Origin of the sequence: Vibrio sp. 05-20-BW147, assembly GCF_013369385.1 — a bacterium.
Taxonomy (GTDB): domain Bacteria; phylum Pseudomonadota; class Gammaproteobacteria; order Enterobacterales; family Vibrionaceae; genus Vibrio; species Vibrio floridensis.
This window is the reverse complement of sequence record NZ_SZTO01000003.1, coordinates 295,436-310,465: the sequence shown is the minus strand read 5'-3', so window position 1 is coordinate 310,465 and position 15,030 is coordinate 295,436. Positions and strand designations below refer to the sequence as shown.

13 protein-coding genes are annotated in these 15,030 nt (G+C 47.0%); 9 read left to right on the top strand and 4 right to left on the bottom strand.

The features are described from left to right. Positions 1-34 precede the first annotated feature (34 nt). The 3 genes from argE (at position 35) to FC652_RS04250 (ending at position 5,179) form a co-directional block, all read left to right on the top strand. Positions 35-1,171 (top strand): acetylornithine deacetylase, encoded by a 1,137-nt coding sequence (gene argE / locus FC652_RS04260; protein WP_176297603.1) that lies wholly within the window; start codon positions 35-37, stop codon positions 1,169-1,171. A gap of 219 nt (positions 1,172-1,390) precedes the next feature. Then, positions 1,391-4,024 carry a phosphoenolpyruvate carboxylase gene (ppc, locus tag FC652_RS04255; protein WP_176297602.1) on the top strand — a complete coding sequence of 878 codons (2,634 nt, stop codon included), beginning with the start codon at positions 1,391-1,393 and terminating at the stop codon, positions 4,022-4,024. A gap of 615 nt (positions 4,025-4,639) precedes the next feature. Then, positions 4,640-5,179 carry a PadR family transcriptional regulator gene (locus FC652_RS04250; protein WP_176297601.1) on the top strand — a complete coding sequence of 180 codons (540 nt, stop codon included), beginning with the start codon at positions 4,640-4,642 and terminating at the stop codon, positions 5,177-5,179. A 168-nt stretch (positions 5,180-5,347) separates the two neighbouring features. Here the strand turns inward: FC652_RS04250 and djlA are convergent, their stop codons facing one another. Then, positions 5,348-6,211: a co-chaperone DjlA gene (gene djlA / locus FC652_RS04245; protein ID WP_176297600.1), complete on the bottom strand. Its 864-nt coding sequence runs from the start codon at positions 6,209-6,211 to the stop codon at positions 5,348-5,350. A 147-nt stretch (positions 6,212-6,358) separates the two neighbouring features. Between djlA and lptD the strand changes: the two genes are divergently transcribed. From lptD to apaH, 6 genes are read left to right on the top strand one after another with little or no spacing between them, the layout of a single operon-like run. After that, entirely contained in the window at positions 6,359-8,689 is a 2,331-nt protein-coding gene (gene lptD / locus FC652_RS04240; protein WP_176297599.1) for an LPS assembly protein LptD, read from the top strand. Positions 8,690-8,743: 54 nt separating this feature from the next. Then, positions 8,744-10,030, top strand: a complete 1,287-nt coding sequence (gene surA / locus FC652_RS04235) for a peptidylprolyl isomerase SurA (protein ID WP_176297598.1) — start codon at positions 8,744-8,746, stop codon at positions 10,028-10,030. Continuing rightward, the gene (gene pdxA / locus FC652_RS04230; protein ID WP_176297597.1) at positions 10,023-11,009 is read left to right on the top strand and encodes a 4-hydroxythreonine-4-phosphate dehydrogenase PdxA; all 987 of its coding nucleotides are present in this window, start codon (positions 10,023-10,025) and stop codon (positions 11,007-11,009) included. The genes surA and pdxA overlap by 8 nt, the downstream gene beginning before the upstream one ends. Then, positions 11,006-11,812, top strand: coding sequence for a 16S rRNA (adenine(1518)-N(6)/adenine(1519)-N(6))-dimethyltransferase RsmA (rsmA, locus tag FC652_RS04225; protein ID WP_011078742.1), 807 nt, complete (start codon positions 11,006-11,008; stop codon positions 11,810-11,812). The genes pdxA and rsmA overlap by 4 nt, the downstream gene beginning before the upstream one ends. Positions 11,813-11,872: 60 nt before the next feature. Then, a complete protein-coding gene (apaG, locus tag FC652_RS04220; protein WP_176297596.1) occupies positions 11,873-12,253 on the top strand; it encodes a Co2+/Mg2+ efflux protein ApaG in 381 nt (126 codons plus the stop codon). Between the two features lie 14 nt (positions 12,254-12,267). Further along, positions 12,268-13,077 carry a bis(5'-nucleosyl)-tetraphosphatase (symmetrical) ApaH gene (gene apaH / locus FC652_RS04215; RefSeq protein WP_176297595.1) on the top strand — a complete coding sequence of 270 codons (810 nt, stop codon included), beginning with the start codon at positions 12,268-12,270 and terminating at the stop codon, positions 13,075-13,077. Between the two features lie 100 nt (positions 13,078-13,177). Here apaH and folA read toward each other — a convergent pair whose 3' ends face one another. From folA to FC652_RS04200, 3 genes are read right to left on the bottom strand one after another with little or no spacing between them, the layout of a single operon-like run. After that, positions 13,178-13,666: a type 3 dihydrofolate reductase gene (folA, locus tag FC652_RS04210; RefSeq protein ID WP_176297594.1), complete on the bottom strand. Its 489-nt coding sequence runs from the start codon at positions 13,664-13,666 to the stop codon at positions 13,178-13,180. Positions 13,667-13,675: 9 nt separating this feature from the next. Next, positions 13,676-14,152 carry a threonine/serine exporter family protein gene (locus FC652_RS04205; protein ID WP_038940587.1) on the bottom strand — a complete coding sequence of 159 codons (477 nt, stop codon included), beginning with the start codon at positions 14,150-14,152 and terminating at the stop codon, positions 13,676-13,678. Further along, positions 14,140-14,907, bottom strand: coding sequence for a threonine/serine exporter ThrE family protein (locus tag FC652_RS04200; RefSeq protein ID WP_176297593.1), 768 nt, complete (start codon positions 14,905-14,907; stop codon positions 14,140-14,142). The genes FC652_RS04205 and FC652_RS04200 overlap by 13 nt, the downstream gene beginning before the upstream one ends. Between the last annotated feature and the right edge of the window lie 123 nt (positions 14,908-15,030).

The window sequence follows — 15,030 nt, the reverse complement described above, 5'->3', positions numbered from 1 at the left end:
TTACCCAACTGTCAACAGGGGAAGTGAATAATCTATGCAATTACCGAGTTTTCTTGATGTTTACCGTGGCTTAATTTCCACCTCATCCATCAGCTCTAGCGACCCAAGTTGGGACCAAGGCAACCAAGCGGTGATCGAAAAGCTCTCCGACTGGTTTGCCGCGTTGGGCTTTGATGTGGATGTAACCGAAGTCGAACCAGGTAAATACAATTTATTGGCACAGAAAGGTCAGGGAGAGGGCGGACTACTGCTGGCAGGACACAGTGATACGGTGCCTTTTGATCAAGGCCGCTGGAGCTTTGACCCTCACCAACTCACTGAGAAAGACAACAAGTTCTATGGTTTGGGCACCGCCGACATGAAAGGCTTTTTTGCTTTTATTTATGAAGCCGCCAAACGCATGGATTGGAAAGGACAAAATAAACCCCTTTATGTGCTGGCGACCTGTGATGAAGAGACCACCATGCTCGGTGCGCGCCACTTTAGTGCGCATACCCCCTTTAAACCTGACTACTGCATCATTGGTGAGCCAACGAGTTTAGTGCCCGTTCGTGGGCACAAAGGCCATGTCGCTAATGTCGTGCGAGTCACAGGGAAATCGGGCCACTCCTCTGATCCATCATTAGGGGTCAATGCCATCGAGATCATGCATGAAGTCCTGTTCGCGCTGATGCAACTGCGTGATACGTTAATCAAACAGTATCATAACCCTGGGTTTGCGATCCCTTCTCCAACACTGAATCTTGGCCATATTCATGGGGGCGATAGTGCCAACCGCATCTGCGGTTGCTGTGAATTGCATTATGACGTCAGACCGCTGCCTGGCATTAGTCTCGACGGTTTGGATAATCTGCTGCGTGGGGCACTCAAAGAGGTGCAAGCAAAATGGCCGGGACGGATTGAGATCGTACCGCTGCACGAGCCAATCCCTGGTTACGAGTGCCAACATGATCATCCATTTATTCATGGCATAGAAGATCTCTGTGGTACACCATCACAAACCGTGAACTACTGTACCGAAGCGCCATTTTTGCAGCAGCTCTGCCCCACACTGGTGCTGGGCCCAGGCTCTATCGACCAAGCTCACCAACCCGATGAGTTCTTGGCGTTTGACTTTATCGACCCGACGATTGACGTGCTCAGTAAAGCAATGCGCAAATACTGTTTTTAGTTGCATATCGGCAGAGTTGCCTTGCGCCACTCTGCCTTATAAATTGTAATAAATTTTCAATATCGTTTATTTACAAAGCAATACTTTGCTTTAAGTCAGAACAGCGAGCGAATATTTGCAAACTTAGTCTGCTTTATTTGACTAAATATATTAAATTTCGCTAGATTGGTGGCTTAACAAGGAACAATGGATGTAATTTTTTTACGAGGCAGGATGACAATGAACGAGAAATACGCCGCGCTCAAGAGTAATGTCAGCATGTTGGGGCACTTATTGGGTAACACCATTCAAGAAGCCCATGGCGACGAAATCTTAGAGAAGGTGGAGACCATTCGTAAGCTCTCCAAATCTGCCCGCGCAGGCAATCAGGCTGATCGTAACAACCTGATTGAAGAAATCAAAAGCCTGCCAGATGAGCAGCTCACCCCGGTGGCTCGCGCTTTTAACCAATTTCTGAATTTGACCAACATTGCCGAGCAATACCACACCATCTCTCGCCATTGCGATGCACACGTGTGTGAGCCGGATGCGATCAATACGCTGTTTGCTAAGCTTGGTCAAAACGGCATCAATAAACTCGATACCGCCCAAGCGATTCGTGAATTGAACATTGAACTGGTGCTGACTGCGCACCCGACGGAAATCACGCGCCGCACCATGATCAATAAACTGGTCAAAATCAACGAATGCCTGTCTAAGTTAGAGCTGAGCGATCTTTCTTACAAAGAGCGCCACAAGACAGAAAAACGCCTCGAGCAACTTATCGCACAAAGCTGGCACTCCGACGTGATTCGCAAACAGCGCCCAACACCACTCGATGAAGCGAAGTGGGGGTTTGCCGTGGTGGAAAATTCACTCTGGGAAGCAGTGCCAGATTTTCTACGCGAGCTTGATGAAAAGCTCAAAGACTATCTAGACCAAGGCTTGCCAATTGATGCTCGCCCTGTTCATTTCTCATCTTGGATGGGTGGTGACCGAGATGGCAACCCGTTTGTGACCCATACTGTGACACGTGAAGTGTTGCTGCTCTCGCGCTGGAAAGCGGCGGATCTTTACCTCAAAGACATCAATGAGTTGATCAGCGAGCTGTCAATGACCAAGTGCAACGACACCGTTCGTCAATTGGCAGGTGAAGATGAACACGAGCCTTATCGTGCCATCCTGAAACAACTGCGCACGCTGCTGAGTGATACCAAAGATATCCTGGATGCGAAAATTAACGGCCAGAAGCTGGCAGTAAAAGCGCCGCTGCAAAGTGTTGAGCAACTTTGGGATCCTCTTTTCGCTTGTTATCAGTCACTACGCGAATGTGGCATGAGCATGATCGCCGAAGGCTCGCTACTCGATACACTGCGTCGCGTCAAAGCGTTTGGTGTACATCTGGTTCGCTTGGACATTCGTCAAGAAAGCACCCGTCATGCTGATGTCCTTTCAGAGCTGACACGTTACTTAGGCATTGGTGATTACAATCACTGGAGTGAACAAGACAAAATCGCTTTCTTGACCAATGAACTGTCATCGAAGCGCCCTCTACTACCACGTGATTGGCAACCTTCAGAGCCAGTCAAAGAAGTGCTCGATACGTGCAAAATCATTGCCGCGCAATCCCGTGAAGCGTTTGGTGCTTACGTCATCTCGATGGCCAAAACAGCCTCTGATGTACTCGCGGTGCATCTACTGCTGCAAGAATCAGGCTGCCCTTATCGCATGGACGTTTGCCCGCTGTTTGAAACGCTCGACGATCTAAACAACGCCGAAGCGGTGATCAAACAATTGATGAGCATTGACCTCTATCGTGGCTTTATTCAAAACCATCAAATGGTGATGATCGGTTATTCCGACTCAGCAAAAGACGCCGGCGTAATGGCGGCAGGCTGGGCTCAATACCATGCGATGGAAGCCTTAGTGAACGTCGCTGAACAAGAAGGCATTGAGCTGACCTTATTCCATGGCCGTGGCGGTACCATTGGTCGTGGCGGTGCTCCGGCACATGCAGCACTGCTGTCTCAACCACCAAAGAGCTTGAAAGGCGGCCTACGCGTAACCGAACAGGGTGAGATGATTCGCTTCAAACTCGGTTTGCCTGATGTGGCTGTTAACAGCTTCAACATGTACGCCAGTGCGATCCTTGAAGCCAACTTGCTGCCACCACCAGAGCCAAAACAAGAGTGGCGCGATCTGATGGAAGTGCTGTCGCAAGTAAGCTGTGAAGCCTACCGAAGTGTGGTTCGTGGTGAGCCAGACTTTGTCCCTTACTTCCGCCAAGCAACACCTGAGCTGGAGTTGGGTAAACTGCCACTAGGCTCTCGCCCTGCCAAGCGCAACCCAAATGGTGGCGTGGAAAGCCTACGTGCAATTCCTTGGATTTTCTCTTGGAGCCAAAACCGCTTACTATTGCCTGCGTGGTTAGGTGCTGGTGAAGCGATTCAGTACTCGATTGACAAAGGCCATCAAGCACTTTTAGAAGAAATGTGCCGTGAATGGCCATTTTTCTCCACGCGTTTGGGCATGCTTGAGATGGTGTACCTCAAGTGTAACAGTGAGATTTCTCGTTACTATGATGAACGTCTCGCCGACAAATCGCTGCTACCCCTTGGTGATCGTTTACGTGAGCAGCTGCAAAGCGACATCAAAGCCGTGCTTAACGTCGAAAACAACGAGAACTTGATGCAAAGCGATCCTTGGGGTCAAGAGTCTATTCGACTACGTAATATCTACATCGAACCGTTGAATATGCTTCAAGCAGAACTGCTTTACCGCACTCGTCAAGCAGGCGTGGTATCGGAAGCGCTTGAAGAAGCGTTGATGGTGACCATCGCGGGTATCGCCGCAGGTATGCGTAACACAGGTTAAGTTCATTGAGACGTAAAAGAGCTGGCGACTGACGCCAGCTCTTTTTGTTTCAGAGCCCATCCAATACCACTCTCACTCTTCAATGGCCTCATGCCCTTTTTCCTCTTGCAACTGACATTCTCTCCTCACTTCTCTTAATAAGCGGAAAGCAACATCAGGCGTTTCAAGGACTCATTTCAGCCACGATTCATCCTTGCTGGCATTTTATAAAAATTACTCATTCTGTGCTCCAGATCACCATCACCATGTAAGCGCAACAACAAAAAACTAGAATATAAAGCTAGATTAAAAACCAAATGACGCACATTAAAAGCACTTTATTCTACCAAATATCACTATTGAGCATTTTGTTAGTTTTTTGGGTAATATTGTCCTGCTATTCCACTTTATGCTTATTATTTAGATATACTACTCATCCGCTGCGGATCACACATCAAAATATTATTTCTGCAGCCTGATGGAATCGCTCCATCCACCCTAGGTGATAAACGGCTTTAAAGGTGACAGGACCAACATTGTTGGTGCTGACTGCACATAAACAAATTGCATCAACAAGAATGTAAACGCCGTGCAGGCAGCTTGTTCATAAGTTTATTGACCATTTGGATTGAAGACATGTCATTACCACACGTAATTCTAACCGTTTTAAGCACTCGTGATGCGACCGGTTACGATATCACTAAAGAATTCTCCGCTTCTATCGGCTACTTTTGGAAAGCAAGTCACCAACAGGTGTACCGTGAGCTGAATAAAATGGCAGAGAAAGAGCTGGTAACTTGTGTATTGGAACCGCAAGAAGGCAAGCCGGATCGCAAAGTTTATTCAATTACTGACGCTGGACGCTCAGCATTAGGTGAGTGGTTTGATCAACCGACAGCCCACCCAACTGTACGCGACGAGTTTTCAGCAAAACTGATGGCCTGCTCAGTACAACCCTCTGCACCTTACCGCTTACAACTCGGTGAACTGGTTGAAGAGTCTCGCAAGCTTGTCTCACACTACAAAGAAATTGAAGCCGCTTACTACGCGACACCATCGACACTGGATAAGCAAGGCCGCCTAGAGCGCCTCACCTTGCGCCGTAATTTGATGATGCGTGAAGCTTGGGTACGCTGGGCAGAAGAAGTGCTGGCTGAGCTTAATCTTATTGATTAATCAAACCCACTCATTTTAGTCGTAGTAGCATCTAATGAAAAATCCGAGCAACCTCAATGTGCTCGGATTTTTTTGTTCTGAGAACGGATTCTTCCACTTGTTCCAAACGCCTAGCAAAAAAGCTTTCTCGTCTTCAAAGATCGATAAGATCCTCTGCCTGCTCCATAACTATTTAAAACCTTTTTCTCTTTTAATCAGGTCATAGGCACTCTGAATTTCTTGTGATTTTTCTTTTGCCACGTTCATCATTTCTGGCGGTAGGCCTTTGGCCATCAGTTTGTCTGGGTGATGCTCGTTCATTAACTTCCGATAAGCTCGCTTCACTTCTTTTCCATCAGCATCAGCATCCACACCTAAGATCTTGTACGCATCTGCTAGGCGATCCATCGATGAAGCTTGCTGCCAACCTCCGTGAGAGGAAGAGTGATTAGACTGCTGCTGGTGCCCACCAAACCCACCTTGACGTTGGAAACGAAAGGCCGCTTCTTGCATTTGCAAGCGCCGCTCCAACTGCTCCGACGAAAAGCCTAAACCTCGCGCAATTTTGTGTAAAACATTACGCTCACTCGGGTGTACATCACCATCAGCAAAAGCCGCAGAGATCTGCAGTTCTAAAAAAAACTGCAATAAATCAAAACGGCCACTAGTGGCGATTTTTACCCTTTCAAGCACTTGTTCTAACGGAAAATCTCGCTCTTTTCCTGCACGAAATGCCTCTTGTGCAGCCCTGCGCTGCTCACCGTGTAAACTCATTCGATCCATCATCGCACTGGCGAGTTGGATCTCCTCTTTAGTGACCTGGCCTTTGGCTTTTGCCACATGCCCCATCACCGCAAACGCGGACTTAAAAAATTCTTCCTGTCGCTGCGTTTGGCTTGGTCCTTGGCCAAAACCTGCGGTTTTAAAGCCCGCTTGACTCAATCGCCTCGCTTTATCAAACTGGTGTCCAAGAAATAAACCGAACAGCGCACCAAACACCCCGCCGAACAAAAAACCAAAAAAGACACCAAGAATTTTGCCAAAAATCTGCATTTGTGAGTTCTCAATCTATGAATTTTTCCCGTCAGTGACGGTCATATAGTGCTGGAAGCACGGATTTCCTTTATGATAAGGCAATCATTTTTTCACCACGACCACCATAGTGCCAAAGCACAGCAGTGACATAGGGTAGTTCCTTTAATGCAACATTTCTCTCGGACATTTTTAGCGGCTTCCATAGCGACCGCCCTGTTTGCCTCCAACGCTCAAGCTGAAGCGACACAAAACAACAGTGCGCAAAAAATGCCCACCACCGATCAATGTTTGGTCCAATCGGAAGAAAATGATGCAAATGCTGAAATCGTAATTCAAGCGGACAATTTACAAGCCATCAATGGAGATAAAGCCGTCTATTCCGGTGATGTTGAAGTCATCCAAGGTAATAAAAAAATTACTGCACAGTCGGTTACCCTACACCAACAAGATAATATTGTCGTGGCAGAAGGCAATGTCACCTTCAATGATGGCGAAGTCAAAGCGAGTTCTAGCAAGATCACGAACAACATGACCGACGAGACTTTTGCGCTTGAAAACACTGAGTACCAATTTATTTGCCAGCAAGGCCGCGGTCAAGCCGCTTATATTGCAAAAACCGGTCAAGCGGTATACGAATTAGAAGATGGCTCCATTACCTCCTGTCCAGCCGATGACAATTCGTGGCGATTGGTCGCCTCGAAAATTGAAGTAGACCAAGATGAAGAGACCGCCACTTTCTATCATCCAAGATTTGAGGTCTTGGATGTACCCGTTTTTTACGCTCCCTATTTAACCCTACCCATTGGGAACACACGCAAAACAGGTTTTCTTTTCCCCTCGGTATCGTATGGTTCAAGCGATGGCCTAGAGATTGAGGTTCCTTTTTATTGGAACATCGCCCCAAACTACGATTTAACGCTGACTACGCTCTATATGCAGCAGCGTGGCGTGAAGCAAGATGCTGATTTTCGTTATCTCACCGATGGTTGGGGAGCCGGCGAGCTTAAAGGGGAGTACTTGCCCGGCGACGATAAATATCAAGAGCAAAACCGCTGGGGTTATCAATACAAACATGACGGCATCATCAATAAACAGTGGTTAGTCTCACTTGATTACTCGCAAGTGAGTGATATCGACTACTTCCGTGATTTGAGTTCGGATCTTGGTAACCGCGAAGATGGACAACTTTTGCAACAAGGAAAGGTAGCCTACCGTTCTGAGCATTGGGATATGTCGTTGCAAGTACGTGACTTCCAAGTTTTATTGCCAGACAACAATCAACCTTATCGTTTGCTGCCACAGATGAAGTTCAACTACTACACTCCTCTGTTTGGCAACTACTTAAACTTTGATTTGAAAAGCGAGCTCACAGAGTTCAATACCAAAGACAAATCCAAACCAAACGCATTGCGTGCCCACGTAGAGCCAAGTCTTATCGTGCCCCTTTCGACCAGTTGGGCAACGTGGACCACTGAAGCTCGTCTGCTGGCGACTTACTACGAGCAAGATTTGGAACAATTAACCGATGCCGATTTAAAAGCGACACTTGACGAAAAGATTACACGTGTGCTTCCAGAATATCGTTCCCATGCTCGTCTCTACCTAGAGCGAGAAGCTCAGTTATTTGAGGGCTATACGCAAAGCCTAGAGCCTCAACTTCAGTATCTCTACATTCCAGAAGAGCAGCAAGATACTATCTATAACTACGATACGACGCTGCTGCAAACTGACTACTATGGGCTCTTTCGCAGCCGAAAATACAGTGGTATCGATAAAATTGCTTCCGCGAATCAACTGAGCTACGGGGCAAGCACTCGTTTCTTTGACGATGAACATAAAGAGCGCTTGAACATCTCTTTTGGTCAGATCTATTACATCGACAAGAAGACCAAGCTCACAGGAAACAAAGAAGAAACCTCAAATTATTCATCATGGGCCGTCGAAACCGATTTCAACTACGATGACTACCTGTTTTACCATGGTGGTATCCAGTACGATATCGACTTGAATCAAATGCAGTTGGCCAACAGCACCTTGGAGTACCAGTTTGCCGATGGCTTTATTCAAGGCAACTATCGCTATGTCACTAAAGACTATATTGAAGACACCATCAGTTTTGAAGAGCTCGACAAAGTGACTCGCAAGGGCATTTCTCAAGCAGGTATCGTCGGTGCATACAACATTAACCGTCATTGGTCCGCTAGCGGTCAGTACTACTACGATTTGACCGAAGAGATCGATTTGGAATGGATGGCCAGTTTGCGTTACCAATCAGACTGTTGGTACATCGGCTTCACCTACACCAATCAGTTAGTGAAATGGCGTAATGACGTTGTCGGTGGGGACAACAATGAGCCTGTTTACGATACCAACATCAGTGTTAACTTTGGCATTCAAGGTTTTGCAACGAAAAACAAAGCCGATACCGCCGCAAAAGAGCTAGATAGCTCAGATAACGCGATCACTTATGGTCGCCCATTCTATCTGAATAATTAGTGCTTTTTGATCTCATATCAAAAAAACAAAACAATGGTTTACATGGATTACAAAATGAACGTTTGGAAAACCCTTTTACTTGGCATGTTTGTCACAAGCAGTGCCATTTCCGCGCCTGTTGAGCTCGATAAAGTCGCTGTGATTGTGAACGATGGCGTTATCCTACAAAGTGACATCAACACCGCCACCAAAACCTTGCGCGCAAATGCGAAAAAAAGCGGCCAAGCTCTGCCCGACGCTGAAGTGCTGCACGAACAAATCGTCGACAAATTGATCCTAGATACACTGCAAACACAAGAAGCCGATCGTATCGGCGTACGAATTGATGACACTCGCCTCAATCAAGCGATTGAAGAGATTGCACGCAACAACAAGCAATCCATAGAAGAACTGTCTGCTTCAATCGTAAGTGAAGGTGTTAGCTACGCTGAATTTCGCGAGCAGATCCGTAAAGAAATGGCGGCATCCGAAGCACGCAATGCGTTAGTTCGTCGTCGAATTAACATTCTTCCAGCAGAAGTCGATAATCTGGCTGAGCTACTTGCAAAAGAAACCAATGCCAGCGTTGAGTACCGCATTGGCCACATCCAGCTGCGATTTACTGAAGGCCAAGATAAGTCAGCACTGGAAGCACAAGCAAAAGAACTGGTCGATAAACTGAATAGTGGCGCGGATTTCAGCACCATGGCATACACTTATTCCAAAGGACCTAAAGCACTGCAAGGTGGTGATTGGGGTTGGATGCGTAAAGAAGAGATGCCAACCATTTTTGCCGATCAAATTAAAATGCAGAACAAAGGCAGCATCATTGGCCCATTCCGCAGTGGTGTCGGCTTTCACATTCTCAAAATCGAAGACGTGAAAGGCTTAGAGACGGTCGCTGTCACAGAAGTGAATGCACGACATATTCTGTTAAAACCAACGGTCATTTTGAGCGATGAAGGTGCTCAGCGCGAACTGAATGAGTTTATCCGTCGAATTCGCGCAGGCGAAGCAACCTTTGGTGAATTGGCGCAGCAATACAGCCAAGACCCTGGCTCAGCAGCGCAAGACGGTGAGTTGGGCTATCAAACTCCTGATTTGTATGTGCCGGAGTTTAAACATCAAGTTGAAACCTTGGCCGTTGGCACTATTAGCGAGCCCTTTAAGACCGTGCATGGCTGGCATATTGTTGAAGTGCTTGACCGCCGTGAAGTCGACCGCACCGACTCTGCGATGAAAAATAAGGCCTATCGCATCCTCTTTAATCGTAAATTCAACGAGGAAGTCGGCGCTTGGATGCAAGAGCTTCGAGCAGGTGCGTTTGTCGAAATCATCAACGAGGAAGAAAACGATGGTTAAACGCTTAGTGGTGACAGCTGGAGAACCCGCTGGCATTGGTCCCGATCTTGTTCTCGCTTTATCAAAAGAGCATTGGCCACACCAGTTAGTGGTGTGTGCAGATAAAAACATGCTCACCCAACGTGCAGAGCAATTGGGGATTAACGTTACCCTGCTTGATTATGATGCTTCAACTGCCCCCTCCCCCCAACAAGCGGGGACATTAGTGGTCGAGCATATCGATATGCCGAGTACTTGTGTGGCAGGGCAGCTCAATGAAGAGAATGGTCATTATGTATTAAAAACGCTGGAAAGAGCCGCTTTAGGCTGTATGAAAAGCGAATTTGATGCTATTGTCACCGGCCCTGTTCACAAGGGGGTGATTAACCGAGCTGGGGTTGCTTTTAGCGGCCATACCGAGTTTTTTGCCGAGCTATCAAACACGCCTCTTGTGGTCATGATGTTAGCCACCGAAGGCTTAAGAGTAGCGCTTGTCACGACACATATTCCATTGGCGTATGTGTCGAAAGCGGTCACTGCAGAGCGATTGCAGAAGATCATCGATATTTTGCATCGCGACTTAGTAGAAAAATTCGCCATTGCCGAGCCTAAGATTTACGTGTGTGGATTAAACCCGCACGCAGGAGAGGACGGATGCTTAGGCCGTGAAGAGATTGAAACCATCACGCCGACGCTGGAAAAAATTCGTCAAGAAAAAGGAATCCATCTGCTAGGCCCATTGCCAGCAGACACCATTTTCAATGAAAAATATTTAAACGATGCCGATGCTGTTCTAGGTATGTATCACGACCAAGTCTTGCCTGTGTTGAAATACAAGGGATTTGGTCAGTCGGTCAACATTACTCTTGGTCTACCCTTTATAAGAACATCGGTAGATCACGGAACTGCACTCGATTTAGCCGGGACTGGCCAAGCGGATACAGGGAGCTTCCGAACAGCACTTCAGCATGCGATAGAACTGGTAGAGAAAAAACAATGAGAAATGATGTCCATATGGGGCACAAAGCGCGTAAACGCTTTGGTCAGAACTTCCTTAACGATCCGTACATTATTGATGGCATCGTATCGGCCATTAACCCAAGACCGGGACAAAACCTGGTTGAAATCGGTCCTGGTTTAGGCGCGATTACCGAACCAGTTGGCCGCGAAGTGGACAAATTCACCGTTATCGAACTTGACCGAGATTTGGCGGAGCGCCTTCGTACTCATCCAGAATTGGCAGACAAACTGACGATTCATGAAGGGGATGCGATGCGTTTTGATTTCACTCAATTAGTGAAACCAAACAATAAGTTACGTATTTTTGGTAACCTGCCTTACAACATTTCAACACCGCTGATGTTCCACCTATTTGAATTTCATAAAGACATTCAAGACATGCACTTTATGTTGCAAAAAGAAGTGGTGAACCGCCTTGCTGCAGGTCCGGGTAGCAAAGCCTATGGTCGTCTCACAGTGATGGCACAATACTACTGTAAAGTGGTACCCGTGTTGGAAGTACCACCAACCGCTTTTGTACCACCACCGAAAGTCGACTCAGCGGTGGTTCGCCTCGTTCCTTACGAGACCTTACCTCACCCAGCAAATAACCTGCAATGGCTAGAACGCGTCTGCCGCGAAGGCTTTAACCAACGCCGCAAAACCGTGCGTAACTGTTATAAGTCACTGATGAGTGAGCAAGTTCTTGAAGAACTCGGGGTAAACCCTGGCATGCGTCCAGAGAATCTGACGCTGCAGCAATTTGTGGCGATGGCAAACTGGCTGGATGCTAACCATAAATAAATCTATCGGTATGAGAGTGAGCATAGACTCACTCTCTGCTTTTCCAAACACGGAGTCAGCATGGACGTATCTCAACCCCGTATTCAAATTCAAGTTCACACCAAATACGTCGAAGAACAATCCAATCCTGAACTTGCTCGCTATATCTTCGCTTACATCATTACCATTAAAAACCACAGTTCTGAGAGCGTACAACTGCTTAGTCGACGCTGGTTGATCACCGATGCCAATGGCAAACAGATCTCTGTCGAAGGCGATGGCGTCGTCGGCCAACAACCGTTTATCGATGCTGGTGATGAGTACACTTACAGCAGCGGCACCGCATTAGACACCCCAGTTGGTGTCATGCAAGGTCAATACATCATGCACGATGCTCAAAGCAAAGAATTTGTCGTCGAAATTGAACCTTTCCGCCTCGCGGTTCCCAACATTCTTAACTGATTTGAGGCAATAATTTGGCAAACTATATTGTTGGAGACATCCAAGGCTGTTTTGATGAATTGATGCTGCTATTAGCGCAGTGCCAGTTTGATAAAAACCAGGATACACTCTGGGTCGCTGGTGATTTGGTCGCGCGCGGACCAAAATCATTAGAAACACTGAGATTTATCAAATCACTCGGCGACAGTGCCAAAGTGGTTTTGGGTAACCACGATCTCCATCTCATTGCCGTATCTCTGGGGATCCGCAATAACAAAGCCAAAGACAAAACCGCGCCAATTTTTGCAAGTGAAGATGGTAATGAACTACTCCAGTGGCTGCGCCAGCAACCGCTTCTTGCAGAACACCCAGAATTTGTCGTTTGCCACGCAGGCATCTCGCCTCAATGGGATCTTACGACAGCACGTTTGTGTGCCGAGGAAGTAGAAAGCCTGCTGCGCAGCGAAAATTACCGCTGGCTGATTGAGAATATGTACTGCAACCAACCCGATCTCTGGCAGGACAATCTCTCCGGCTTGGATCGCTACCGTTACATCATCAATGCCTTTACACGCATGCGCTTTTGCTTCACCGATGGGCGTTTGGATATGGATTGCAAACTGCCACCATCAGAAGTAAAAGAAAGCGAACTGATGCCTTGGTTTAAATTGCCACAGCGTAGAGCACTTGATAAACCCGTTTTATTTGGTCATTGGGCGGCTTTAGAAGGTTATATTAGCGAAGAAGTGATTGGATTGGATACAGGCTGCGTTTGGGATGGCAGCCTGACTCTGATCCGCTGGGAAGACAAACAAGTATTTAGTCAGAAGGCACTAGAAAACTAGCAAACTAGAAAACTAGAAAACTAGAAAACTAGAAAACTAGAAAACTAGAAAACTAGCAAACTAGCAAACTAGCAAACTAGCAAACTAGCAAACTAGCAAACTAGCAATTATCTCTTTCTAAAATAACAAAATCCATCGCGTAGCCATTTTTCTCATCAGCAGAATAATGTTCGCGATGGCTCTCGTACCATTGCTCCCCCCAATCAGGAAACTGAGTATCACCATCAATAGTGGCATCGATAAACGTCAGATAGAGTTTGTCAGCTCTTGGTAAACACTCAGCGTAAATTGAACCGCCACCGATGATCATCACTTCATCCGCATCCCCCGCTAACGCTAAAGCATGCGCAATCGAGCTGGCCATGGTGACCCCCTCAATAACCAAGCTTTCATCACGACTAATCACAATATTCAATCGCCCTGGCAACGGACGTCCGATCGAAGCATACGTTTTACGCCCCATCACGACCGGTTTCCCCATCGTGCAGCGTTTGAACCAAGCAAAATCTGCGGGAAGATGCCAAGGCATCTGGTTATCTTTACCAATGATTCTTTGCTTTGCCATGGCGGCAATCATACTGATGATCATCTCTCTTCCTTACACTATTGGTCTGCGGCGGTAGAATAACAGTCCGGGGACGGCAAGGCCAACCGCCAGTCCCGCAATGATGAACATCGCTTTTAAAAAGTTTTCCATACAAACCGCCACCAACTCTGGGGTATAGCCAAGATGATTGATCTCCACCATTGCGATCATGGCTTTAAAAGTGAATACGCCGGGAACCATTGGAATCAATGCCGCGACAGTAAACACCTTCGGGTGCGCTAACAAACGCCGTGACCAGTACACACCAATCATCCCGACTAAGGTAGCCGCAAAAAACGTCGCCCATTCGATCGGAATGCCAAATTTCATCATCAAATATCGACTGCCATGACCAATGGCACCGCCGAGCGCACAATAAATTAACGCTCTCGGTGGCACATTGAACACCAATGCAAACCCAACCGCTGGAATCGCGGCAAAAAACATATCGTTGAGTAAACCGATTAGCAACTCCATTAGCTCGACCATCCCCAAATACCCGTTACACTCATCGCCGCGACAATCCCTAAGCTGGTCGCCAACGTCAGTAAACTCGCCATAACGAAGCGAGCAATACCCATATTGATATGACCTTTCAGCATATCTGCAACCGAGTTAATCAATGGGAAACCAGGAACCAGCATTAACACAGACGAGGCCATCACCACCGTCGGCAAGTTGCCAATTTCAAGAATGACCGCTTGTGCAGAGATAAGGGTGGTCACGAACGCCGTTGCAGCAAAGTTCAAAAGTGGGTTGAAATGACGATGCCCGATCTCTTGGCGCACAACCATACCACAGCCAGAGGCAATGAAAGTCATCGCAAATACAGCCCAATCTCCTCCAGCAAGACGAGCGAACGAAGCACACGACAATCCAATCATGAACACCACCAACCAGCGATTGTAACGTTCAGGACTGATGGCATTGAGTTTTTTTTGCGCCATACTGGCATCTAAAATGCCTTTTTCCATCATGATGCAAATACGCTGGATTTCAGTGACCGCTTTCATGTTGATTCCGCGATCAACACAACTGCGAGTCGTCGTGATGCAATGACCATTCATCACCGTTGTCACCACTAAAGCATTAGCAGACAAAGCCACTTCGACTTCGCTAACGCCACAAGCAACGCCGATTCGACGCATGATATCCCCAACCAAAGTACTTTCAGCTCCATGGGCTAGCAACATCTGCCCAGCTTGAGCAACCAATCGAGAAATCGATCGTTGTTTTGATGCCATAACGACGTCCTAATTCCTTTTACTGTAAAAAGAGGCATACCCACCTCCTGAAAACTGAATATTCTGCCCGAAAAGAAATCGTTGAAACATGATTTAGATGCAAAAAAGCCGCAATTCACATTG